This is a genomic window from Rhodococcus sp. NPDC003382, assembly GCF_053589135.1.
On the sequence record NZ_JBSFRH010000008.1, the window covers coordinates 11,028 to 34,439 of the forward strand.

At 69.3% G+C, this 23,412-nt stretch carries 21 protein-coding genes; 15 read left to right on the top strand and 6 right to left on the bottom strand.

Annotation, left to right across the window (positions count from 1 at the left end; genetic code table 11):
- Nucleotides 1-146 precede the first annotated feature (146 nt).
- A complete protein-coding gene (locus ACWDUD_RS07910; RefSeq protein WP_450108962.1) occupies nucleotides 147-2,381 on the top strand; it encodes a hypothetical protein in 2,235 nt (744 codons plus the stop codon).
- Here the strand turns inward: ACWDUD_RS07910 and ACWDUD_RS07915 are convergent.
- Complete coding sequence (locus ACWDUD_RS07915; RefSeq protein WP_450108963.1) at nucleotides 2,368-3,207, bottom strand: glycosyltransferase family 2 protein; 840 nt, start codon at nucleotides 3,205-3,207, stop codon at nucleotides 2,368-2,370. The genes ACWDUD_RS07910 and ACWDUD_RS07915 overlap by 14 nt on opposite strands.
- A 155-nt stretch (nucleotides 3,208-3,362) precedes the next feature.
- On the opposite strand from ACWDUD_RS07915, the gene ACWDUD_RS07920 reads away from it, so the two are divergent.
- A complete protein-coding gene (locus ACWDUD_RS07920; RefSeq protein WP_450109061.1) occupies nucleotides 3,363-4,364 on the top strand; it encodes a glycosyltransferase in 1,002 nt (333 codons plus the stop codon).
- A gap of 2 nt (nucleotides 4,365-4,366) precedes the next feature.
- On the top strand, nucleotides 4,367-5,335 hold the full coding sequence (locus ACWDUD_RS07925) for an NAD-dependent epimerase/dehydratase family protein (RefSeq protein ID WP_450108964.1): 969 nt from the start codon (nucleotides 4,367-4,369) through the stop codon (nucleotides 5,333-5,335).
- On the opposite strand, the gene rfbB is transcribed toward ACWDUD_RS07925, so the two are convergent.
- Nucleotides 5,293-6,309 (bottom strand): dTDP-glucose 4,6-dehydratase, encoded by a 1,017-nt coding sequence (gene rfbB / locus ACWDUD_RS07930; RefSeq protein WP_450108965.1) that lies wholly within the window; start codon nucleotides 6,307-6,309, stop codon nucleotides 5,293-5,295. The two genes, ACWDUD_RS07925 and rfbB, sit on opposite strands and share 43 nt — an antisense overlap.
- A 65-nt stretch (nucleotides 6,310-6,374) precedes the next feature.
- Here rfbB and rfbA point away from each other — a divergent pair, with 65 nt between their 5' ends.
- From rfbA to ACWDUD_RS07945, 3 genes are read left to right on the top strand one after another with little or no spacing between them, the layout of a single operon-like run.
- Nucleotides 6,375-7,247, top strand: coding sequence for a glucose-1-phosphate thymidylyltransferase RfbA (gene rfbA, locus ACWDUD_RS07935; protein WP_197251595.1), 873 nt, complete (start codon nucleotides 6,375-6,377; stop codon nucleotides 7,245-7,247).
- A 2-nt stretch (nucleotides 7,248-7,249) separates the two neighbouring features.
- Nucleotides 7,250-7,837 carry a dTDP-4-dehydrorhamnose 3,5-epimerase gene (gene rfbC / locus ACWDUD_RS07940; RefSeq protein ID WP_450108966.1) on the top strand — a complete coding sequence of 196 codons (588 nt, stop codon included), beginning with the start codon at nucleotides 7,250-7,252 and terminating at the stop codon, nucleotides 7,835-7,837.
- Nucleotides 7,834-8,307 carry a GtrA family protein gene (locus ACWDUD_RS07945; RefSeq protein ID WP_197251593.1) on the top strand — a complete coding sequence of 158 codons (474 nt, stop codon included), beginning with the start codon at nucleotides 7,834-7,836 and terminating at the stop codon, nucleotides 8,305-8,307. Before rfbC ends, ACWDUD_RS07945 begins: the two co-directional genes overlap by 4 nt.
- Nucleotides 8,308-8,424: 117 nt before the next feature.
- Here the strand turns inward: ACWDUD_RS07945 and ACWDUD_RS07950 are convergent, their stop codons facing one another.
- Nucleotides 8,425-8,970, bottom strand: a complete 546-nt coding sequence (locus ACWDUD_RS07950; protein WP_269437587.1) for a GtrA family protein — start codon at nucleotides 8,968-8,970, stop codon at nucleotides 8,425-8,427.
- Between ACWDUD_RS07950 and ACWDUD_RS07955 the strand changes: the two genes are divergently transcribed.
- From ACWDUD_RS07955 to ACWDUD_RS07965, 3 genes are read left to right on the top strand one after another with little or no spacing between them, the layout of a single operon-like run.
- Nucleotides 8,969-9,346 carry a VOC family protein gene (locus tag ACWDUD_RS07955; protein ID WP_197251592.1) on the top strand — a complete coding sequence of 126 codons (378 nt, stop codon included), beginning with the start codon at nucleotides 8,969-8,971 and terminating at the stop codon, nucleotides 9,344-9,346. The genes ACWDUD_RS07950 and ACWDUD_RS07955 overlap by 2 nt on opposite strands.
- Before the next feature lie 50 nt (nucleotides 9,347-9,396).
- Nucleotides 9,397-10,821 (top strand): FAD-binding oxidoreductase, encoded by a 1,425-nt coding sequence (locus ACWDUD_RS07960; RefSeq protein ID WP_248673816.1) that lies wholly within the window; start codon nucleotides 9,397-9,399, stop codon nucleotides 10,819-10,821.
- Nucleotides 10,821-11,582 carry a decaprenylphospho-beta-D-erythro-pentofuranosid-2-ulose 2-reductase gene (locus ACWDUD_RS07965; protein WP_450108967.1) on the top strand — a complete coding sequence of 254 codons (762 nt, stop codon included), beginning with the start codon at nucleotides 10,821-10,823 and terminating at the stop codon, nucleotides 11,580-11,582. Before ACWDUD_RS07960 ends, ACWDUD_RS07965 begins: the two co-directional genes overlap by 1 nt.
- 55 nt (nucleotides 11,583-11,637) lie before the next feature.
- On the opposite strand, the gene ACWDUD_RS07970 is transcribed toward ACWDUD_RS07965, so the two are convergent.
- Nucleotides 11,638-11,958 (bottom strand): hypothetical protein, encoded by a 321-nt coding sequence (locus ACWDUD_RS07970; RefSeq protein WP_197251588.1) that lies wholly within the window; start codon nucleotides 11,956-11,958, stop codon nucleotides 11,638-11,640.
- Nucleotides 11,959-12,162: 204 nt separating this feature from the next.
- On the opposite strand from ACWDUD_RS07970, the gene ACWDUD_RS07975 reads away from it, so the two are divergent.
- Nucleotides 12,163-14,115 carry a galactan 5-O-arabinofuranosyltransferase gene (locus ACWDUD_RS07975; RefSeq protein ID WP_450108968.1) on the top strand — a complete coding sequence of 651 codons (1,953 nt, stop codon included), beginning with the start codon at nucleotides 12,163-12,165 and terminating at the stop codon, nucleotides 14,113-14,115.
- Here ACWDUD_RS07975 and ACWDUD_RS07980 read toward each other — a convergent pair.
- On the bottom strand, nucleotides 14,093-14,524 hold the full coding sequence (locus ACWDUD_RS07980; protein ID WP_450108969.1) for a DoxX family protein: 432 nt from the start codon (nucleotides 14,522-14,524) through the stop codon (nucleotides 14,093-14,095). The two genes, ACWDUD_RS07975 and ACWDUD_RS07980, sit on opposite strands and share 23 nt — an antisense overlap.
- 125 nt (nucleotides 14,525-14,649) lie before the next feature.
- Between ACWDUD_RS07980 and ACWDUD_RS07985 the strand changes: the two genes are divergently transcribed.
- From ACWDUD_RS07985 to ACWDUD_RS08000, 4 genes are all read left to right on the top strand, one after another.
- Nucleotides 14,650-14,970, top strand: a complete 321-nt coding sequence (locus ACWDUD_RS07985) for an SAV_915 family protein (RefSeq protein ID WP_450108970.1) — start codon at nucleotides 14,650-14,652, stop codon at nucleotides 14,968-14,970.
- Nucleotides 14,967-15,242, top strand: coding sequence for a hypothetical protein (locus tag ACWDUD_RS07990; RefSeq protein ID WP_450108971.1), 276 nt, complete (start codon nucleotides 14,967-14,969; stop codon nucleotides 15,240-15,242). Before ACWDUD_RS07985 ends, ACWDUD_RS07990 begins: the two co-directional genes overlap by 4 nt.
- A 77-nt stretch (nucleotides 15,243-15,319) precedes the next feature.
- The gene (locus tag ACWDUD_RS07995) at nucleotides 15,320-16,390 is read left to right on the top strand and encodes a hypothetical protein (protein WP_450108972.1); all 1,071 of its coding nucleotides are present in this window, start codon (nucleotides 15,320-15,322) and stop codon (nucleotides 16,388-16,390) included.
- A gap of 212 nt (nucleotides 16,391-16,602) precedes the next feature.
- Complete coding sequence (locus ACWDUD_RS08000) at nucleotides 16,603-17,052, top strand: hypothetical protein (RefSeq protein ID WP_450108973.1); 450 nt, start codon at nucleotides 16,603-16,605, stop codon at nucleotides 17,050-17,052.
- A gap of 87 nt (nucleotides 17,053-17,139) precedes the next feature.
- Here the strand turns inward: ACWDUD_RS08000 and ACWDUD_RS08005 are convergent, their stop codons facing one another.
- The gene (locus tag ACWDUD_RS08005) at nucleotides 17,140-19,986 is read right to left on the bottom strand and encodes an FAD-binding and (Fe-S)-binding domain-containing protein (RefSeq protein ID WP_450108974.1); all 2,847 of its coding nucleotides are present in this window, start codon (nucleotides 19,984-19,986) and stop codon (nucleotides 17,140-17,142) included.
- Nucleotides 19,987-20,105: 119 nt separating this feature from the next.
- Between ACWDUD_RS08005 and ACWDUD_RS08010 the strand changes: the two genes are divergently transcribed.
- Nucleotides 20,106-23,384: an arabinosyltransferase domain-containing protein gene (locus tag ACWDUD_RS08010; protein WP_450108975.1), complete on the top strand. Its 3,279-nt coding sequence runs from the start codon at nucleotides 20,106-20,108 to the stop codon at nucleotides 23,382-23,384.
- Nucleotides 23,385-23,412: the final 28 nt, after the last annotated feature.

Sequence of the window (23,412 nt, forward strand, 5' to 3'; positions counted from 1 at the left end):
CCAGGACACAACTTGTCCAAGGCTACCAACGTGCCTGGCAGCGGCAGACCGGACCGCGAATCGCCGCCCGCCGGGTCGGGCATTTCCCGAGAACCCCCGCGTTATTCTGAGCCTCTGGCCAGCCCCGTCCGACCCCTGGAGCACATGTGACGTCCGCCGTCGAGCTCACGACGCGACGACAGCGGTGGCTCTGGGGCACCGTGGTGACGGCGATGGTGACGGTCACCTACCTGGTGATCCTGGCGGCCGACGATCGGTGGTTCTACACCGACGACACCGAATCGGGTGCGGTACCGAACTGGATCTTCCTCGGCCGGATCCTGCGGACCGGGCAGTTCCCGAGTCTCGTGCCCGAACAGTGGATGGCCGGCAACTACCCGGTCGAGGGACAGGGCGGGCTCTGGAATCCGCCGCAACTGCTCGTCAACCTGATCTCACCGTCGGTCGACAACATGGTGCTGCTCGCGACGGGTGTGAAGTGGACGTTCTCCGTCCTGCTGGCGCTCGGCGTGTACCGGATCTGCCTGGAGTACGGCGCCCGCGCGCCCTGGGCCGCGGTGGCCGGCGCCGCGGTTCCCTTCACCGGATTCGCGCTGTTCTTCGACCAGGCGACCTGGGTCACGGCCCTCACCGGCTCCGCCTGGGTGGCCCAGGCATGGGCGAGTTCGCTGCGCTACCTGCGCGGCCGCTCCGGCCCCCTGCCGGCATTCGTCTTCCTCTATCTCGCGATCAGCGTCGGCTACGTCTTTCCCGCGCTCGTCGCCGGGATCCTGACCGGCTGCCTCGTGATCGGCGAACGAATCCATCGGCAGTCGTGGGGGCCGTCGCTCCGGCTGGCGATCGTCGCCGCCTGCGCCGCGGCGGGCGGACTGATCACCTACCTGCCCGGGGTTCTGTCGAGCTCCGTGACCTGGCGTTCCGACCAGGGCTTCCAGAACGACAACTTCCTCACTGCACCCTGGTCGGACACCCTCAACTCCGGCATTCCCTCGGCGTTGCCCGCCATCGAAGCCTGGTTCGGGGAAGTGCAGCCGTTCCCCGTCACCTACATCGCCTGGTTCGCCGTCCCGGCGCTCGCCTTCGTGAACTGGAAAGCCGTGCACCGCTCGGTGCGCAGCCTCGCGGGCGCGCTGATCTTCCTCGCCGCGATGCTGATCGCGACCGCGGGACCCAGCGTGATGGGGCCGCTGCGCTGGCCGGCGCGGCTGCTGCCGATGTTCGCCCTCGCGGCACTCGTCGTGGTGTGCGTGCTGGTCAGCCGCCACGGCACGCTCCGCAACCTCCCGGCCCGAGCGGGCGCGGCGGCCACGCTCGTACTGGTGATGACGCTGCGCTCCGGGTCCTCGTCCCCGGAGTTCATGAATCGTCACGTGCTCTGGGCCGCCGCCGTCCTCCTCGTCGGGGCCCTCGTCCTGTGGACCGCGCGCCACGCCGGCGAGTGGGTGGTGACGACGATCCTGCTGCTCTCCGCCCTGCCGGTCGTGTACTTCCAGGTGGCGTCGACGACCCCGCACCCGCTCGCGTGGAACCTGCCGGCCCGACAGTCGGTCGCGAAGGCCAACTTCCCGGACCGTCCGGGGACCACGCTGCAACTCGGCGACCGCACCCTGGTGCTGTCGTGGACGGCGAACCCGGAGGGCGTCTACCGGTCCCTCGTGTTCGGCAACTTCGCCAAGTCCCTCGACGAGACCTACGTCAACGCCTACACCCCCATCGGCTTCGAGGAATTCGCCTTCCACCTGTGCATGCGGCACGACGGATCGAGTTGTGACGACGCGTTCGCCGCCGCCTTCGCCACCGAACCCAGCACCGGCCGGACCTACGTGGACCTGATGCTCGTGGATCGGGTGGTGCTCCAGCGCCGGCAGTACCCGGACGCCGACTCGAAGCCGGCACCGCCCGGCTGGCGGTGGGTGCAGTCCCCGCCCGGGTCCGCGGATGCCGTCGACGCGGTGATCCTCGAGCGGATCGACGGGCCGATCAGCGGCCGGAACGGGCGCATCTCCTTCACCGAGGGAGTCACCGCGACCTCGGTGGCCGAGGACTACGCGACCAGCCGGGTCCGCGTCGATTCGGCAGACGGCGGACGCGTCGTCTTCGCCCGCCTGAACTGGCCCGGCTACACGGTCACGTTGGACGGCCGGCCGCTGGAGGCGCGGTCGGTGGACGAGATGTTCCTGGCCGTGGACATTCCCGCCGGGACCGAGGCCGGGGACCTCGTCGTGAGCTGGACCCCGCCGGGACAGGGAATCGGATTCGTCGGACTGGGCCTGGGCATCGCCGGCGCCGCGGTCATGGAGGCGCTGTACCTGCGAGACCGGCGGAAGACCCGGAATGAGCACCCGGGAGAGGCACGGGTAGCGGCCGCTACAGGGGGGTGAGACGCGACCGGAACAGCGTGTAGAACACCCGCCGCTGCAGCGCGGAGAGTTCGGCGCGACGATTGCCCTGCCACACGTCGGCGGCCCGCAGCCCGCCGGGCAGCTGTTCGGCCACCCACCGGTGATAGGCCTTCGCCTGCCGGGCCTGCTCGGCGACGAGGGCCACGCTCCACTGACCGGCGCTGACCCGGAACCCGCCGACGACCTGCCGCAACGCGTACAGATCGCCGTGGAACAGCACCTTCGAGTAGGAGGCCATGTCGATGAGGTAGGGGAAGCGGCCGTCCCATCCGCCGGCCCGTTCGAGAACGTCGCGCCGCATCGTCACGCACATCGGCTCGCCGAACACGTTGGTGCCGAGCCGCACCGTGCGCCGGATCGCCTCCGCACCCGGCACCAGGCCCGACAGTCCCTGGAGCCCGCGTCCGGCGATCATCTTCTCGCCGCGCGCGTCGAGAATGTCCCGCTGCGACGCCACCGCCACCGCCGACGGATGCGCATCCAGCGCCGCCACCTGGGCCGAGAGGGCACCCGGATAGAGCAGGTCGTCGCCGCACACCAGCTTGACGTACTCCCCCGTGGCCTCGGCCGTCACGCGCTGCCAATTCCGGGGAGCGCCACCGCCCGCGGGGGTCGACAACAGGGTCACGCGCGGGTCGTCCTCGTACTTGCGGAGCAGGTCGGCAGTGCCGTCGGGGGAACTGTGGTCGGCGATGATCAGCTCGAAATCCCCGAAGTCCTGCGCGAGCACGGACTCGACCGTGGCCTCGATGAACGGCGCGTTGTTGTAGGCCGGAATCACGACGGAGAGTTTCGGCCTCGTCACTGCTCATCCCGTTCTCTGTGGGCCCGCGCGGGCAGGCCGGTGGACGGCGACACCGTACATCGGTACGGTTCGTGCCCCGATACTGCCCCACCCGACGTATAAACTGCCGAATTGTGAGCAGCGACAACCCGGCGCCGACGGGCACGCCACACCGCGTGTCGATTGTCGTGCCGGTCTACCAGGGCGAACACACCCTCGGTACGTTGCTCGAGCAGATCGTTCCGTGGACCGAGGTCACGCTGACCCCCGGCGGTCGACCCATGGTCGTCGAGGAGGTCCTGCTCGTCCACGACAACGGCCCCGACGACTCGGCCCGTGTCATCCGCGAACTGTCCACGAAATACCCGTTCGTCGCGGGGGTGTGGCTCAGCCGGAACTTCGGCCAGCACCCGGCGACCCTCGCGGGCATGGCGTCGAGCGGCGGCGAGTGGATCGTCACGCTCGACGAGGACGGCCAGCACGACCCGGCCGCGATCGGCGGGCTGCTCGACACCGCGCTCGACGAGGGCGCGACCGTCGTGTACGCGAAGCCGACGAATCCGGCGCCGCACGGCGCGCTGCGGAACGCGGCGTCCCGGGGATCCAAGTGGTTCCTGTCCCGGGCGCTGGCCGTGTCCGACAGCACCGACTACCAGAGTTTCCGCCTGGTGCTGGGCGAGGTGGGACGGTCCCTCGCCGCCTACGCGGGGTCGGAGGCCTACCTCGATGTCGCGCTCGGATGGATCGCGGGGAAGGTGACCACCAGCCCGGTCGAGCTGCGCGAAGAGCAGGGACGGGCATCCGGCTACCGGCTGCGCACCCTGCTCTCGCACTTCTGGCGGATGGTGCTGTCGAGCGGAACCAAGGGCCTGCGCATGGTGAGCCTGCTCGGCGTGGTCCTGGCCACCGGCGGTTTCCTGTGGGCGGTGTGGGTGCTGGTGTCCTCCCTGTTCTTCGGCAACCGCATTCCGGTGCAGGGCTGGGCGTCGACGACGGTCATCCTGCTGCTCGGATTCGGGGCCGTGCTGTTCTCCCTCGGGGTGATCGCCGAGTACGTCGGGGTGGCGGTGAAGACGGCGATGGGCAAGCCGCCCTACCTGATCGTCAGCGATCCCGAGTCCGGCCCGCTGGGCCGCACCCAGCGCTATCCCGACCTCGAATCCTTCCGGAGCGGGTAATCGTGCCGGCGCCGACCTGGGTCGTCGGAAGCGGAGGACTGCTCGGTTCGTGGGTGACCCGCGAATTGCGTCGCCGCGACGTCCCGGTGACGACGAGCACGGTGCCGTGGGAAGAGTCGGAGCAGGCCCGATCCGTGCTGCTGGCCGATGCGGACCGGTTCGTCCGGAGCACCCGGGGCGGACGGTGGCGGGTCGCGTGGTGCGCCGGTGCGGGCGTGAACGGGACGACTCCGGAAGCCTTCGCGGCCGAGAACGACCTGCTCCGCGACGTGCTCGACGGCCTCGCCCGCGCGTCCGGCGGCAGCGCCGAGAACGGGACGGTGTTCCACGCGTCGTCGGCGGGTGGGGTGTACGCGGCCGCGACGGGCGCGCCGCACTCCGAGCACACCCCCACGGCCCCGCTCGGTCCGTACGGACACGCCAAGCTGGCCGCCGAGGCCGTCATCACGGATTTCGCCCGCGAGACCGGCGCGACCGCCGTGATCGGGCGCTTCGCGAACCTGTACGGGCCGGGGCAGAACCTGGACAAGCCGCAGGGACTCATCTCGCACCTGTGCCGCGGCTATCTCACCGGGACGCCGGTCTCGATCTACGTCTCGATGGACACCCTGCGGGACTACCTGTTCGTCGCCGACGCGGGAGAAATGGTGGCCGACGCGCTGGACCGGGCGGAGGCCGAACCGGGCGGGGTGAGCACCAAGATCTTCGCGTCGGGCCGGTCGGTGACGATCGGCGCGATCCTCGGCGCCTGCCGCACGGTGTTCCGACGCCGCCCCAATGTCGTGCTGGCGTCGTCGCCGCTCGCGTCGGTGCAGGGCCGGGACCTGCGGTTACGGTCGGTGGTGTGGCCGGAGCTGGACCGTCGCAGCCATCGGCCGCTGCCGGCCGGGATCGCCGCGACGCTGGAGTCGACGCGACGCGCGATGGGTCAGTCGGCGCGGCCGAGTGTGCGCTCGCCGGAGCGGGCGTAGGCCTGTTCGGTCGCGTCCTTCTGCGGACGCCACCAGTCCTCGTGGCTGCGGTACCAGTCGATGGTCGCGGCCAGACCCTCCCGGAAGTTGCGGTAGCACGGTTCCCAGCCGAGTTCGGTGCGCAGCCGGGTCGCGTCGATGGCGTAGCGCAGGTCGTGGCCGGGCCGGTCGGTGACGAAATCGAAGTCGGTACGGTCCTTGCCGCACAGCTCGAGCACGGTCTCGACGACGGTGCGGTTGTTCGTCTCCCCGTCCGCTCCGATCAGGTAGGTCTGCCCGATCTCGCCCTTGTCGATGATCGTCCACACCGCGCGGTTGTGGTCGTCGACGTGGATCCAGTCCCGCACGTTCTCCCCGGTGCCGTACAGCTTGGGCCGGACGCCGTCGATGACGTTGGTGATCTGCCGCGGAATGAACTTCTCCACGTGCTGATAGGGCCCGTAGTTGTTCGAGCAGTTCGAGATGGTCGCGGCCACCCCGAACGAGCGCACCCACGCCCGGACCAGCAGGTCCGAGCCCGCTTTGGTGGAGGAGTACGGGCTCGACGGGTTGTAGGCGGTGGCCTCGGTGAACCGCGCCGGGTCGTCGAGTTCGAGGTCGCCGTACACCTCGTCGGTGGAGATGTGGTGGTAGCGCACCGAGTGCCGGCGCACCGCCTCGAGCAGGGTGAACGTGCCGATCAGGTTGGTCTGCACGAACGGCGACGGATCGGCGAGGGAGTTGTCGTTGTGCGATTCGGCGGCGAAGTGCACCACCAGGTCCGACTCGGCCACCAGCGCATCCACCAGGTCCGCGTCGGCGACGTCGCCCTGCACGAAACGGATCCGGTCGGCGACCGGGTCGAGGGAGGCGCGGTTGCCGGCGTAGGTGAGCTTGTCGAGCACCGTCACCTGCGCGTCGGAGCGTTCGGCGACGGTTTGGTGCACGAAGTTCGCGCCGATGAATCCGGCACCGCCGGTGACGAGCAGCCGCATGCGGCAACCCTACCGGGGGCGCGCTCGTTGGTTCGCGTCCGCCCCGGGATGGGAGACTGTCCCTCATGCGCGGAATCATTCTCGCCGGCGGCACCGGGTCTCGGCTCCATCCGATCACGCTGGGAGTGAGCAAGCAGCTCGTTCCGGTCTACGACAAACCGATGATCTACTACCCGCTGTCGACGCTGATGCTCGCCGGGATCCGCGACATCCTGATCATCACCACCCCCGAGGATGCGCCGCAGTTCCAGCGGCTGCTCGGCGACGGATCCCGCTACGGGGTGAACCTGACCTACAAGGTCCAGCCGGAACCGAACGGCCTGGCCCAGGCGTTCGTTCTCGGCGCCGACCACATCGGCAACGGCGGCGCCGCCCTGGTCCTCGGCGACAACATCTTCTACGGCCCGCGGCTCGGCACCCAGCTCACCCGCTTCGCCGACCTCGACGGCGGTGCGGTGTTCGCCTACCGCGTCTCCGACCCCAGCGCCTACGGCGTGATCGAGTTCGACGCCGACGGCCGGGCGCTGTCGCTCGAAGAGAAACCCGCCACCCCGAAATCGAACTTCGCGGTTCCCGGTCTGTACTTCTACGACAACGACGTCGTCGAGATCGCCCGCGGCCTGCGTCCGTCGGACCGCGGCGAATACGAGATCACCGACATCAACCGCACCTACCTCGAGGCCGGCCGGCTCCAGGTCGAGGTACTCCCCCGCGGCACCGCCTGGCTCGACACCGGCACCTTCGACTCACTGCTCGACGCCGGCAACTTCGTCCGTACCATCGAGCAACGCCAGGGCCTCAAGATCGGCGCCCCCGAAGAAGTCGCGTGGCGACTCGGTTTCATCACCGACGACGACCTGCGCGCCCTGGCCGCGCCGCTGGTCAAGTCCGGCTACGGCAGCTATCTGCTCGACCTGCTCGACCGGGAAGGAAACTGACGGTGCACTACCGCGAACTGAAGATCCCCGGGGCCTGGGAGATCACCCCTCGCCAGTTCGGTGACGACCGCGGCGTGTTCTACGAGTGGTTCAAACAACCCACCTTCACCGACGCCGCCGGTCGCCCGCTCGAGCTGGCCCAGGCCAACTGCTCGGTCTCCGCCGCCGGGGTGCTGCGCGGCATCCACTACGCCGACGTCCCGCCGGGCCAGGCCAAGTACGTCACCTGCGTCGCCGGGGCGGTGCTCGACGTCGCCGTCGACCTGCGCGTCGGCTCCCCCACCTTCGGACAGTGGGACGCGGTCCTGCTCGACGACGTCGACCGCCGCGCGATCTTCCTGACCGAAGGTCTCGGCCACGCCTTCTGCTCCCTCGCCGACGGCTCGACCGTCGCCTACCTGTGCTCGACCACCTACAACCCCGAGCGCGAACACGAGATCAACCCCCTCGACCCGCAGATCGGCATCGACTGGCCCACCACGGGCCGCGACGGACAACCGCTGCGCTACGAACTCTCGGCGAAGGACCGGGCTGCCCCGTCGCTGGCCGACGCGGTCGCGGCGGGTTCGCTGCCGCGGTTCCAGGGGTGAGTGCGAAGCCGGTGTCCGCTCCCGATCCTGTCCGCGCACCCGGCGGGATGTCGGGGGCGCCCGGCCCGCTCATGCGCCTGTTCCGGAACCAGGCGGTGGCGTTCCTGCTGGTCGGCGCGTTCAACACCGCGCTGGGCACCGCATGGTTCATCGTCTGGCAGCTCGCCGTCGGCGACACCCTCGGCTACCACTTCGCGATCGTCGCGGGCTACGCGTCGAACGTCCTGTGTGCCTTCTCGACCTACCGCTACCTGGTGTTCCGGGTACGCGGACACGTGCTGCGGGACCTGTGGCGGTTCGTGACCGTCAACCTGAGCGCGTTCCTGCTGAACCTCGCCCTGATGACCGTGGCCGTCTCGGTGCTCGGGTTCCCGCCGATCCCGTCGCAGATCGTGATCACCCTCGTGACCGCGACCGCGAGTTTCTTCGGCTACCGGGACTTCTCCTTCCGCCGGGCCAAGCGCGGCTGAGCTGCCCCTCGCCTTCCGCGCGAGCCGCGCGCCCCTCGTATCCGAGCGAATGTATCGCTCAGTCGATCCAAGGAGACGAGCGATACATTCGCTCGGTCACGGCAGGGCAGACCGGGGTCAGCGGATGCGGAAGATCACCGCGCGCTGCACCACGAAGTTGATCACCGTCGCCGTGCCCTGCGCGACGACGAACGCGAACGGGATACGCCACCACTGGTCGGGCAGCGACTCGTTGAGCAGACGGTTGATCCCGACCTGCGCGAGGAACGTGACCGCGTACAGGATCACCACCGCGACGAACCGCGCGCGGCTCGGTTCCGCCTTGAACGTCCAGCGGCGGTTGATCAGGTAGGCGGTCGTCGTGCCGGCGACGAAGGAGATCGCCTTCGCGAGGTCGCGGGTGACGCCGAGCGCCATGAGCAGCACGTACAGGCCGTAGTCGACGATCGCCGACAGCCCGCCGGTGAGCACGAACCGCACGATCTGGGTCTTCAGGTCGAGAGCTTCGTCCGCGATGTTCTCGGTGACGGGAATCTCAACCGGCAGGGGTGCCCGGTGCTCGGGCTCGGACACGTCGTGGGTTTCGGGCACGACGTCGAGAATAACGCCCAGGTCACGCGAGCCTTGACCTCGAGCCGACTCGAGGTTGCACGATCGGGGCATGGCCGTCGAACTGAACCACACCATCGTCCACGCCAGCGACCGCGACGCCTCGGCCCGGTTCTTGGCCGACATCCTCGGGCTCGCCGCCCCGAAACCGTTCGGCCCGTTCCTGGTCGTGCAGGTCGACAACGACGTCTCGCTGGACTTCATGAGCGACAGCGGGCCCGTCCGGCCCCAGCACTACGCCTTCCTCGTCGGCGAATCCGACTTCGACGCGATCTTCGGACGCATCCGCGAACGCGGCCTCGAGTACTGGGCCGATCCGATGCACCGACGGTCCGGCGAAATCAATACGCACGACGGCGGGCGCGGCGTGTATTGGAACGATCCGGACGGTCACAGCCTCGAGATCATCACGCGACCGTACGGCGGGTGACAAACGGCATCTTGCGGACCTGCCCAGACGCGCGGGTAGCCTCTATGCCGATGTCCACGACAGCTGCAGAGCAGGCGACTGCGCCGCTCCCAACCCAGACCCGCACTCTGACCGGCTGGGGGCGCACTGCGCCGACCACCGCGGAAGTGCTGTCCACCCCCGACGTCGAGCTGATCGCCGCAGCGGTCGCCCGGGTCGCGGAGCAGAACGAGTCGAAGCCGGCGCACCTGCGTCGCGGCGTCATCGCCCGTGGCCTCGGCCGCTCCTACGGCGACCCCGCGCAGAACGCCGGTGGCCTCGTCGTCGACATGACGGCGCTGAACAAGATCCACACGATCGACCGGGACTCCCGGCTCGTCACCGTGGACGGGGGCGTGACCCTCGACCAGCTGATGAAGGCCGCGCTGCCGTTCGGCCTGTGGGTTCCGGTGCTGCCGGGCACCCGGCAGGTCACGATCGGTGGCGCCATCGGCTCCGACATCCACGGCAAGAACCACCACAGCGCGGGCAGCTTCGGCAACCACGTCCGCTCCATGGATCTGCTCACCGCCGACGGCCAGGTCCGCACGATCACCCCCGGCGGCCGCAACTCGAAGCTGTTCTGGGCGACCGTCGGCGGCATGGGCCTGACCGGCATCATCCTGCGCGCGACCATCGAGATGACGCCGACCGAGACGGCGTACTTCATCGCCGACAGCGTGCGCACCTCGGGTCTCGACGAGACGATCGCCCTCCACAGCGACGGCTCCGAGGACAACTACGACTACTCGAGCGCGTGGTTCGACGCGATCTCGGCGCCGCCGAAGCTCGGCCGTGCCGCCGTGTCGCGCGGTTCGCTGGCCAAGCTCGATCAGTTGCCGAAGAAGCTGCAGAAGGATCCGCTGCGGTTCAACGCGCCGACCCTGCTGACACTCCCCGACGTCTTCCCGAACGGTCTGGCGAACAAGTTCGACTTCAGCATCGTCGGCGAGCTGTACTACCGGAAGACGAAGAACGCCACCGGCCAGGTCCAGAATCTGACGCAGTTCTACCACCCGCTCGACCTCTTCGGTGAGTGGAACCGCGCCTACGGTTCCAAGGGCTTCCTGCAGTACCAGTTCGTGGTGCCGCCCGAGGCCGTCGACGAGTTCAAGCGCATCATCGTCGACATTCAGAAGTCCGGGCACTACTCGTTCCTCAACGTGTTCAAGCTGTTCGGTGAGGGCAACAAGGCGCCGCTGAGCTTCCCGATGAAGGGCTGGAACATCTGCGTCGACTTCCCGATCAAGGCGGGCCTGAACGAGTTCGTGACCGAGCTCGACAAGCGCGTCCTCGAATTCGGGGGTCGTCTCTACACGGCGAAGGATTCGCGCACCACCGCCGAGACGTTCCACGCGATGTACCCGCGCATCGGCGAGTGGCTCAAGGTCCGCCGCTCGGTCGACCCCACCAACGTCTTCGCCTCCGATATGTCCAGAAGGTTGGAACTCCACTGATGATCAATGCCGTCGGCAACCCCCAGACCCTGCTGCTGCTCGGTGGCACCTCCGAGATCGGCTTGGCCATCGTGGAGGAGTACCTGCGCAAGGCACCGGCCCGCGTCGTGCTCGCGGCGCTGCCGAACGATCCGCTGCGCGAGTCCGCGGTCGCCCAGGTGAAGGCCGCGGGCGCGACGAAGGTCGACCTGGTCGACTTCGACGCCCTCGACACCGAGAGCCACCCGAAGGTGATCGACGAGGCGTGGGCGGGTGGCGATGTCGACATCGCGATCGTCGCGTTCGCGCTCGACGGCGACCCCGAGGAGCTGTGGCAGAACCAGCGCAAGGCCGTGCTCGTCGCGAACGTCAACTACACCGCGTCCGTGTCGGTCGGTGTGCTGGTCGGCGAGAAGATGAAGGCGCAGGGCTTCGGCCGGATCATCGCGATGTCGTCGGTGGCCGGGGAGCGCGTCAAGCGCGCCAACTTCGTGTACGGCTCGACGAAGGCCGGTCTCGACGGCTTCTACCTCGGTCTCGGTGAGGCGCTCGCCCCGTTCGGGCCGAAGGTCACCGTGGTGCGACCGGGCATGGTGCGCACCAAGTTCAGCGCCCACGTCAAGGAAGCGCCCCTCACCGTGAACAAGGAGGACGTGGCCGCGCTGGCCGTCGCTGCGTCCGGCAAGGGCAAGGAAATCGTGTGGGCGCCGGGGCCGTTCCGCTTCGTGATGGTCGTGCTGCGGCACATCCCGCGCGCGATCTTCCGTAAGCTGCCGGTCTAGAGTTCTTTTCACCGCTGCCCCGCCGGGTTCGATATCCGGCGGGGCGGTCGCGTCTCTACTGCAGGTAGCCGACTCCGGTCGAGAATCCGTCGTTCAGCCCGTAACAGGCGTGGTTGACGTAACCTTCGTTGGTGAAGACGCCGTTCACGTCGCCGCTTTGACCTGGTGCGTTCGACGCGTAGCCGACGCCCGGTTGCCCGACGATGACGCACTGATAGGACTCGACGCCTTCGTTGTCGGACAAATTCCCGTCGATGGGGCCTCCGGGAGGTCCCGGCAGGATCACCGGGTCTGCCGCTGCCTGTGCGGCCCCGGCCACGAGGAGCGGTGCTGCCACGAGTGCAGCGAACAACGCGCGCACGGATGTTCGTCTCATGAGTCCAGCCTTCCGTTCGACTTCACCCGGTGTTTCCGGGCGACCCCCTGACGCGATGGCGGACATGCTCCTGCCGGTGGCGTGTCCGGCCACCGTCGCTTCCATCCAGCATGCAAGGTCAGGTGGGCTCGAGGCCAGCGTTGGCACTACTCGAATCTGCGGTTGCCGCGCCGCGGGCGGCACCACGCGTCCCCCTATGCTCGGATGGTGCTCACCGCTTCCGAAGTAGCCCCCGCACGCCGCGTCGTCTCGGCGCTCACGCAGTTCGCGTGCGCCGCAGTCGTCGCCGCAGTGGTCGCCGCGGTCGGACTGTTCGCGTTCGCGCGGGTGCAGTGGCCGGCGTTCAATTCGTCGAACGTGACGCAGGCGATCACGACGGTGCTGCAGGTCGCGGCGCTGGCGGTGCTCGCGGTGTCGGTGTGGATGCTGCGGCGGCGCCGGTGGCCGTGGGTGGCGCGGGTGCTGTCGTGGGCCGGGCTGTCGGGCCTGGTGACGGCGACGCTGGGGATGCCGCTTGCCGCGACGAAGCTGTATCTGCACGGCGTCTCCGTCGACCAGGAGTTCCGCACCGAGTACCTGACGCGGTTCACGGATTCGGCAGCGCTGCACGACATGACGTACGCGGATCTGCCGCCGTTCTATCCGGCGGGCTGGTTCTGGGTGGGTGGTCGCGTCGCGAACGTGCTCGGCATGGACGGCTGGGAGGCGTTCAAGCCGTACGCGATCGCCTCGCTGGCGGTGACGGCGGCGGTGGCCGTCGTGCTGTGGTCGGAGCTGGTGCGGTCGGATCTGGCGGTGCTCGTCGCGACCGCGACGACCGCGATCGTGCTCGCCTACGGCTCCCCCGAACCGTACGGGGCGATCATCGCGCTGCTGCTGCCCGCCGCCCTGGTGCTGGCGTGGGGCGCTTTCGCGCCCGTGTGCCTTTCTGGCGGTCAGGACCGCCACAAAGGCACACCGCAAGGGACGCGGCAGGGATGGGGGGCCGTGCTGGGCACCGGCCTGTTCCTCGGCCTGGCCGCCACCTTCTACACCCTCTACCTGGGGCTCGCCGCGTTCGCGGTGGTGGTGATGGCCGTGGTGGCCGCGGCGCTCGCGTGGCGCGCGGCCCGGACGTGGCGGGCGGTGATTCCCGTCGTCGTCCGCCTGGCCGTCATGGCTGCGATCGCGATCGTGGTCGCGCTCATCGTGTGGCTACCGTTCCTGCTCGACGTCCTCGGCGGCGCGCAACTCGCCGGGTCCGGCACCGCGACCCACTACCTGCCCGAGGCCGGCGCGCGCCTGCCGCTGCCGATGTTCCACGCCTCGCTCATCGGGCTGCTGTGCCTGCTGGGCACCGTGTGGCTCGTCGGCCGGGCATCGTCGTCACGCCGGGCGCAGGCACTCGGGCTCGGTGTCGTCGCCGTATACCTGTGGTACCTCGCGTCTCTGGCGCTGACCGCCGTCGGCACCACGCTCCTGGCGTTCCGGCTCGAGGTGATCCTGCTGGTGCTGCTCGGCGCCGCAGGCACTTTCGCGTTCGTCGACTTCACCCGCTGGATCGTGCTGGCCAGCAGCGACAATCCGCGGGTGCGCTGGTCCCTCGTGGCCGTCGGCGCGCTCGGCGCAGTCGCGTTCACCCAGAACATCCCGCAGGTCCTCGCCGGGGAGATCACCGTCGCCTACACCGACACCGACGGCAACGGCGAACGCGCCGACCAGCGACCGCCGGGCGCGGCGTCGTACTTCGCGGAAGTGGACGAGACCATCACCTCGCAGCTCGGCCGCGACCGCCACGACATCGTGGTCCTCACCGCCGACACCACCTTCCTCGCCTACTACCCGTACTACGGATTCCAGTCTCTCACTTCGCATTACGCGAATCCCCTCGCCGATTTCCCGGCACGGGCCGCGGCGATCGCCGAATGGGCGGAACTCGAGACCCCCGACGAACTGCTCGCCGCATGGGACGCCGCGCCGTGGCGGGCCCCCGACGCGGTGGTGTTCCGGCAGAACGCCGAAGGGTACACGCTCCGACTGGCCGAAGACGTGTACCCGAACGACCCGAACGTGCGTCGCTACACGGTGACGTTCCCGAAGGCGCTGTTCGACGATCCGCGTTTCACGGTGACCGAGGTCGGCCCGTTCGTCGTGGTCACCCGCGCCGAACCGGCATGATCCGCCGGACCCGGAGGTCACGCAGCCACAGGCCGCCCCACACGAAGATGCCGGTGTAGATCGGGAACAGGGTGGTGCTCACGATCGGCTGCTCGGTCAGCAGATTCGTCGCGACCGCGCCACCGAGATAGCCGGTGAGCAGCACGGCACCGAGGATCGAAGTCGCCGGAACCACGTACGCGATCAGGCACACGAGCAGCACGATGCCGAACACGCGGTTGAGGCTCGGATCGAATCCCAGGTCGGCCATGGCCTCCTGCACCTGGGACGTGTTGAGCACGTGGATCACCGAGTCGAAGAGCAGGAACAGCACGACGAGTCCGCTGACGATCAGCCCGGCGATCCGGGCGCCTTTCGACGGCGCACCATCGGCGGGGGCGGTGCTCGTGAACGTAGAAGTCGAGGTCATGACGGTCTCCTGAGGTCGCATCAGTACGGTCGCGTGTACAGACCGGGCAGCGCACGGAAACTCATCGCGGTTGCGGTATCGTCCCGGGCAGGTCGTACGGGGGTGCGGCGGAATCGGGGGATTCGATGGGGGAAATTCTGTTCGTGCCGACCCGTCGGCGCGACGGTTCAGGGCAGGTTCAGCTGGAGATGCGGGCACTGCCCGACGGCCGATTGGCGTTGCCCGCGTACACCTCCCTCCCGGAATTGACCCGCTGCTGCGGCCCACGCCAGGCGTGGATGGGCGTCGACAGCGCCGGGTTGCAGGAAATCCATCGCACCACCGGCTACGACGTCGTCCTCCTCGACGGCAGACAGCCACCACCGCCCCCTCCCCCGTCGGAAGACGAGTACACGCAGCCACGCAGCTGGCTGCGCGACCCGCTCGGACGGGCGGACGCCTCGTGAGCATCGAAATCGGGGATCTCAACGCGGTGGCCCGGCACCTGGCCACCGGAGCCGACGGGATCAACGAACTCGGCTCCGAGAGTGCCGATCTGCCCGACGCCGGAGCATCCACCGCGCTGCTCGCGGAATCCCTGGGTGCGCTCGCGTCTGCGCTGGATATGGCCGTGCGGTCGCTGGCCAACGCAGCCGATCTCACTCAGAACAACCTGCGCGACTACCAGGCACTCGAAGCACAGAACACGCAGAACATCGCCCAGGGCGGCGAGCGATGAGCATCGACACCCGGGTCTTCGGCGACCCCGCGACCTGCTACACCTGCGCCGACTCCCTCGCCACTCTCGCTGCCGGCGTGAACCAGCAGCTGACATCGGCACGCGCCGGTCGCACCGAGTCGGAGCACGAGTTCATCGGCACCACCGGTGACGAGTTCCGACGACGCCTGGACAGCATCATCTCCGGGACAACCGAGGTCGCCGACCAAACCGATGCGATCGCCACTGCCCTGCGCACCTTCGCCGACCAGCTCGTCACCGCTCGTGCCCGCATGACGCAGGCCGAAACTACCGCGGCGGAAGCAGGTCTGCCGGTGGAGTTCGGGATCGGCATCGGTGAACCGATCGAGATCGATCCGAATTCGTATGACCTTGCACCGCAGGTCCTTCGCGCCCGTCAGGTGGCGGCATACAACGCCGCGCTCGAGCTCGTTGCCGAAGGTCGCGAAATCGAGGGCGCGGCGCACAGCAGGTTCGCGGAGGCGCTCCGCGGACCGACCACGATCCTGAAAGATGCCGAGGCGCAGTGGGGTTGGCTCCTGGCGTTCATCGTCACCGGATACATCGGAACCGCAGTCAACGAATTGACGAAGTGGGGTCCGATTGCAGAGAATCGGGCGGCGATGCTGTCCCGGTTCCGTGAACTCGCAGCGGAAGCTGCTCGACTGGGCGATCCGTATCCGGAAGCGACCGCCGCCAGGGCAATCCGTGCATTCCAGAGTAGTGCCGACGACGCCGCTCGTTTTGCTGCTGAGAACTCCCGGCTGCTCGCAGGACTTGGAGGCAACAGATTTGTACAGAGTCTCGGCAGGAACCTGGACACTTTCTTGCCAATCGGATCGTCACTCGGATCTAAGATCCCGGTAGCTGGACTAATTCTGACCGGGGCTCAGACCTTCAGCGATGTCGCAAATGCCGAAACTACCGGCGATGCGGTGAAAGCAGTCGCCAAAGACGTCGGCGGTTTCGTTGCGGGAACCATAGCAACCGAGCTGATCCTCGCTAGTGCTGCAGGCGGACCCGTCACGCTGCTCGCTGTCGGCGCGGGAGTCGGTGTCGCGTTCGGTGTCGGTGAAGTGATCGAACACTGGGACGACATCTCCGGCGCTGCCGGTTCGGCAGCGCGCTGGGTCGGCAATCTCTTCTGAGGAACATCATGCATATATCCGACCTGCCCCCGGTCCCCGACCCGATCACCGGCCAACCTCGTCCACCCTCTGCACCCAGAATCCACCGCGCAACCGAACACACGCCGACGGACCGGCACCCGCGAAACCCACCCGAACCACCGGACCATCTGGGCCCCACGCTCGAATGGATCCAGCCGACCGTCCGCGATCAGTACACCGCTGCCATCCTCATGGCGGGGATCACGATCGCATTCTTCACCATCACCAACGGTGATCTCCGCTGGATCCACTGGTGGGGCGCGTGGCTAATCATCGCTACGGGCGCATGGATGATGTTCCGCACGTACGGAAATGTCTGGACCGCCGCAGGTGCCACCTGGGTGCAATGGCGCAGCAGCTGGGTCGACACCTTCCACCTCACGCGCGTCCGCTTCTCCGCCGACGGATACTCCCGCGTCCTACGGCTGAAAGACGTGCATGGCAACGAAATACGCTCGTTCAAGATCAGCGACATCCAAGGCAACCCCGACCTGTGGGACCTCGTCTACAACGGCATCCTGCACTCGGTCGCGTCGGGCAACTGCGACATCGACGCCAAGACCCGCCGAGTCCTCCGAATCCCATACGAACTCGGACCACGCCCCACCGGAAAGCGCGCCGACAGAAGACGACTCTGGTGAACATGGCCTCTGACCACCCGAGCGGGAGGTTGTGCGCGAAATCCTCGGGAATATCGCGCACAACCTCCCGCTCGGCGGAGGCTCGAGTCAGGACCCGGAGGCCGGGGGAATGCGGGAGGCGAGGAGTTCGGCCAGGTGCAGCCCGCGACGATCGGTGAGATCGGCGATCTGGGTGCGGCACGAGTAGCCGTCGGCGAGGACGACGTGGTCGTCGGCCGCCGCCTCGACCGCCGGGAGAAGCTGGTGCCCGGCGACCGCGACGGACACCTCGTAGTGGCCGCGCTCGACGCCGAAGTTCCCTGCAAGACCGCAGCATCCGCCGAGCCGGGTCACGTTCGCACCGGCGTGCCGCAGCAGGTCGGCGTCGGTGTCCCAGCCCATCACGGCGTGATGGTGGCAGTGCGGCTGCGCGACGACGGTGGTGCCGGCCAGCGACGGCAGCGGCCGGTCGGCGAGCAGTTCGGCGAGCGTCACCGTGGACCGTGCGACGACCCGCGCCGACTGCGACCCGAGCAGATCCACGGTGTCCGAACGCAGGACGGCGGTGCACGACGGTTCGAGCCCGACGATCGGCACCCCTATGCGGAACAGCTCGGAGACGGTGCGGCCCAGTATTTTTCGTGCAGCGTCGAGCTGTCCGGTGGTGATCCAGGTGAGACCGCAGCACTGCTGCCGCTCGGTGACACACACCCGGAATCCGGCCGTCTCGAGCACCTGCACGGCGGCAATCCCGACCTCCGGCGTGAAGTAGTCGGTGAAGGTGTCGACGAACAACAGCACCGGATCACCCGTCCGCGACCGCGAGGCCGCGCTGTCGGCGAACCAGCGCCGGAACGTGCGCGTCGCGAACCGCGGGACGCTGCGTCGTCGATCCAGTCCGGCTACCGTCAACCCGGCGGCCGCGACCCCGGGCATCTGCACGACGGCGTTGACCAGGCGCGGGGCGCGGCTCGCCAACGCCGCCCAGCGCGGCAACCGTCCCAGCGAGTAGTGAGCGGCCGGGCGCGGACGGTTCCGGTAAGTCTGGTACAGCACTTCGGATTTCCACATGGCCATGTCGACGCCGGTGGGACAGTCGGAAGCACAACCCTTGCAGGACAGGCACAGATCGAGCGCCTCGTGCACCTCGCGGGAGCGCCACGAATCGGTGACCAGACCGCCGTTGAGCATCTCCTGCAGCGCCCGCGCCCGCCCGCGGGTGGAGTCCTTCTCTTCGCGTGTCGCCAGATAGGACGGGCACATCACCCCGCCGGTCGCGGTCGTGTCGGCGCGGCACTTGCCGACGCCGGTGCAGCGGTGCACGGCGCGGGTGAAATCACCGTCGTCGTCCTCGTACCGGAACGCCAGGTCCTTCCGGATGATCTGTGCGGCAGGCACTCTCAGGTCACGATCGACCGGTGCCGGGTCGACGAGCACCCCCGGGTTGAGGATGTTGTCGGGATCGAACACCGTCTTCACCGCACCGAACAACCGGAGTGCCGCAGGCGAGTACATCAGGGGCAGCAGTTCGCTGCGGGCGCGGCCGTCGCCGTGCTCCCCCGACATCGACCCTCCGTACGACGCGACGAGTTGTCCTGCCGCGAAAAGGAATTCCCGCAGCAGTCCGGGAACCTCGAGCGGAATGTCCAGCCGGATGTGCAGGCAGCCGTCGGCGAAATGGCCGTACGGATACCCGGTGATCCCGTACCCCTCGAGCAGCGACTCGAATTCGCGCAGATACGCACCGACCCGCTCCGGCGGGACCGCCGCGTCCTCCCACCCGGCGTGCGCGGGCAGGCCCGCCGGGCTGCGTCCGGCCAGTCCCGCACCGTCCTCCCGGATCCGCCACAACGCGGCCGCGCGCACCGCGTCCTCCACGAGCAGCGAGTCGACCGCTCCCCCGGCCTTCTCCAGCGCCGCAGCGCGGGCTCGGACCTCCCCGGCCTCGTCCCCGGACAGTTCGACGAACAGCCACGCCGCGCCGCGCGGGAGCGGGGGCACCGCACCGGGACCGCGCCGGGTGCGCACCACCTCGACGATCCGCGAGTCCAGCCCCTCGCACGCGGTCGGACCGAATGCGAGCACACCGTGCGCGGCGTCGCCGGCGGCCGCGATGTCCGGGTAGCCGAGCACCACCAGCGTCCGCACCGGCGGGTCGGCGACCAGCTGCACGGTCGCTTCGGTGACCACACCGAGGGTGCCCTCGCTGCCGACGAACATGCGGCGCACGTCGAATCCGTTCTCGGGGGCCAGGTGTTCGAGCCCGTAACCGGACGCCTGCCGCCCGAACCGGCCGAATTCGGTGCGGATCGTGGCCAGATGACCGGTCGCGACCGTCCGCAACTGCTCGAGCAGCGAGCCGGCACCCGGCAGCGACAGAACATCCCCGGTCCCGGCGATCACCTCGAGGCCGACGACGTTGTCGACGGTGCGCCCGTATCCGAGGGTGCGGGCTCCGCACGCGTTGTTGCCGATCATCCCGCCGATGGTGCAGCGGTTGTGGGTGGACGGGTCGGGGCCGAAGCGCAGTCCGTGCGGAGCTGCCGCGCGCTGCAGCTGCGCCTGCACGACGCCCGGCTGGACCCGCGCGGTACGCGTCGCCGGGTCCACCTCCAGCACCTCGTTCAGGTGCCGGGACAGATCCATCACCACACCGGGCCCGACGGCGTTGCCCGCGACGGACGTGCCGGCGCCGCGCGCGGTCAGCGGGACACCGTATTCGCGGCACACCGCCAGCACCGCGGCGATCTCGTCGGCGGCGCGGGGCCGCACGACCGCGAGCGGCGGTACCCGGTACAGGGACGCGTCGGAGGAGTAGAGGGCCCGGGTGGTGGTGTCACCGCACACCTCGGCGACGCCCACGGAACGCAGCGCCGCGACGAGATCTCCGTCGTGCAGCGGCCCGGCCCCGCCTCGGGCGGGCGGTGCGTCGACGGGATCGGTCGCGCGGGCCATACCGGACGATGCTAGTCCGACGTCTCGCGGGCTCGAGCGCGATCCGGGCGCGTGCCACGCAGGTGCTGCTGAACAGGCACGGTCCCCCACTGCCGCGTACTCGCCTAGCATCGACCTTTGTGCCCGCCGATTCCCCTTCGCCCGAAACGACCGCTTCCCCCGGCGCGACCGTACGCACGGCCCGCATCGTCGCGATCGTCACCGGGTTGCTCGGGTTCGTCCTCGCCCTGTCGTTGCCGTTCCTGCCGGTGAAACAGGAATCCGCGAGCGTGAACTGGCCGCAGAACGGCAGCCTCACCAACCTCGAAGTCCCCCTCATCACGTACTCACCGCTGGAGCTGCGCGTCAGCGTCCCGTGTTCGGCGGTCGGCCTGCTCGGCGAGGACGGCGGCACCCTCGTCTCGACCGTTCCCCCGGACGCCCCCGACGCCACCGAGAACGCGCTGGTGATCCGGTCGGTGCCGGGCCGGGACGGCGCCCCGGGCAGCATCGAGGCGGTTCTGCGCAATTCGGTGCTGGTGTCGGCCCCGACGGATCAGCCGTGCACGGCGGTGACCGTCGCCGCCAACGCGGAGCGGACCGCCGCGGAGATCGTCGGCCCGGGTGACGAACCCGTCACGACCGTCGAGGGCGATGTGCGCCCCCAGATGGTCGGGATCTTCACGGACCTGCAGGGCGCCGCGCAGGATCTGACGACCGGGCCGGCTGCGGAGCGGCTGTCGGTGCGCGCCGAGCTCGATTCGCGCTTCACCTCCACGCCGACGACCGTCAAGCAGGTCGCGATGATCGTGTGCGTCCTGTCGACGCTGCTCTCGCTCGTCGCGCTGCACCGGATCGACGGGGTGGATCGCCGTGGTGCCCGCCGGGTGCTGCCGGCCCGGTGGTGGCGGATCACCGTCGTCGACGTCGTGGTCGTCGGCACCCTGCTGGTGTGGCACGTCATCGGCGCCAACACCTCCGACGACGGCTACATCCTCAACATGGCCCGGGTCTCCGAGCACGCCGGGTACATGGCGAACTACTACCGCTGGTTCGGGGTGCCGGAAGCCCCGTTCGGCTGGTACTACGACGTGCTCGTGCTGATGACGAACGTGTCGACGGCGAGCATGTGGATGCGCCTGCCCTCGCTGATCGCCGCGATCCTGTGCTGGATGGTCATCAGCCGTGAGGTGATGCCGCGGCTCGGCGTCGCGGTGCGGCGCAACCGGATCGCACTGTGGACGGCCGGGCTGGTGTTCCTCGCGTTCTGGCTGCCCTACGACAACGGCCTGCGCCCCGAACCGATCATCGCCCTCGGCGCCCTGCTGACCTGGTGTTCCATCGAACGGGCCATCGCGACCGGGCGCATGCTGCCCGCCGCGATCGCGGTGCTCATCGCCGCGTTCTCGCTCGCCGCCGGACCGACCGGCCTCATCGCGGTCGCGGCGCTGATCGCCGGTGCCCGCCCGCTCGTGAAGACGCTGATGGCGCGGCGGCAGCTGGTGGGCTGGTTCGCGCCGCTCGCCCCGATCCTCGCGTCCGGGACGGTGGTGATGGTCGCGGTGTTCGCCGACCAGACCCTCGCGTCGGTGCTGGAGGCGACCCGGGTGCGGTCCGCGGTCGGCCCGAACGTGCCGTGGTTCGACGAGCGGCTGCGCTGGGACGCGCTGCTCACCGTGTCGCCGGACGGGTCGCTGGCCCGCCGCTTCGGCGTGTTCGTGATGCTGTTGTGCCTGGTCGTGTGCGTGATGCTGATCCTGCGCAAGGGCCGCATCCCCGGCACCGCGATCGGTCCGTCGCGCCGGATCCTCGGCATCGTGTTCGCGTCGCTGCTGCTGATGATGGCCACGCCCACCAAGTGGACCCACCACTTCGGTGTGTACGCGGGCCTCGCCGGATCGGTCGCGGCGCTGGCCGCGGTCGGGGTCGGCGCCGCGGGTATCCGCTCGGCGCGCAACCGTGCCCTGTTCACGGCCGGGGTGTTGTTCGTGCTGGCGATGGCGTTCACCGGCTCCAACGGCTGGTGGTACGTCTCGAGTTACGGCATCCCGTGGTGGGACAAGCCGCCGTCGATCTCCGGCCGCGCCTTCTCCACCGCGCTGCTCGCCCTCACCGGTGTCGCGCTGGTCGTCGCCGCGTGGTTCCACCTGCGCGAACCGTTCACCACCCCGAAGCCCGACCGCAACGGGCGGGTGCGGGCTCTCGCGTCCGCGCCGCTGACCGTGGTCGCGGCGGGCGTCGTGCTGTTCGAGGTGCTGTCGCTGGTCAAGGGCGCGGTCGCGCAGGGACCCGCCTACTCGATCGCCCGGTCCAACATCGCGTCGCTGACCGGCGGGTGCGGTCTCGCCGACGAGGTGCTCGTCGAAACCGATCCGAACGCGACCGCGCTGGTTCCGCTCGACGGGTCCGTCGCGGATGCGCTCGGCGCGGGCCGCGACGAAGGCTTCACCCCCAACGGGGTGGCGCTGGACCTGACCGCCGACCCGGAAACCACCACCAGCGGTGGCGCCAACACCGTCGACCCCGAGGAGGGCGGCACCAGCACCTCGACCGGTGCCGGCACCGGCGGCGGTCGCGGGGAGACCGGTGTCAACGGCAGCACGGTGGCGTTGCCGTTCGGCCTGGACCCGGCGACCACCCCGGTCCTGGGCAGCTACCGCACCGGCGTGCAGCAGAGCGCCGAACTCGAATCCGGCTGGTACGCCCTGCCGGAACGCACCGACGCGACGCCGCTGCTCGTCGTCACCGCCGCCGGACGCGTGCGGTACGTCGACCCGGACGGGGTCATCACCCCGGGTCAGGACGTGCGGCTCGAATTCGGCCGTACCGCAGACGGGACCGTCGAACCGATCGGCGCGGTCGCGCCCATCGACATCGGGCCCGCCCCGTCGTGGCGGAACCTGCGGGTGCCGCGCGAACAGATCCCGGCCGACGCGGACGCGGTGCGCCTGGTCGTCACCGACGGCGACCTCGCGCCCGGCCAGTGGGTCGCGGTGACGCCCCCGCGGATGCCGCAGCTGGAGACGCTGAACACGGTGGTCGGGGATCAGGCGCCGGTGCTGCTGGACTGGTCCGTCGGCCTGGCGTTCCCGTGCCAGCGCCCGTTCGACCACCGCTACGGGGTCGCCGAGGTTCCGGACTTCCGGATCCTCCCGGACCGGGTCGGGGCGGACTCCACCAACGGCTGGCAGGACCACATCGGCGGCGGCCCGCTCGGCTGGATCCCGCTGCTGCTGACCGCGCAGACGATGCCGACCTATCTGAACCACGACTGGGACCGCGACTGGGGTTCGCTCGAGCGCTACAGCCCGATCGATCCGACCGCGACGACGGCGGACATCCAGGTCACGAAAGTCACCCGTTCCGGGTTGTGGTCGCCCGGTCCGATTCGTGACGGTGTTCCGGATCTGATCGAGTGACCCAGGCTACGCCCAGGTGAGGGGGCGT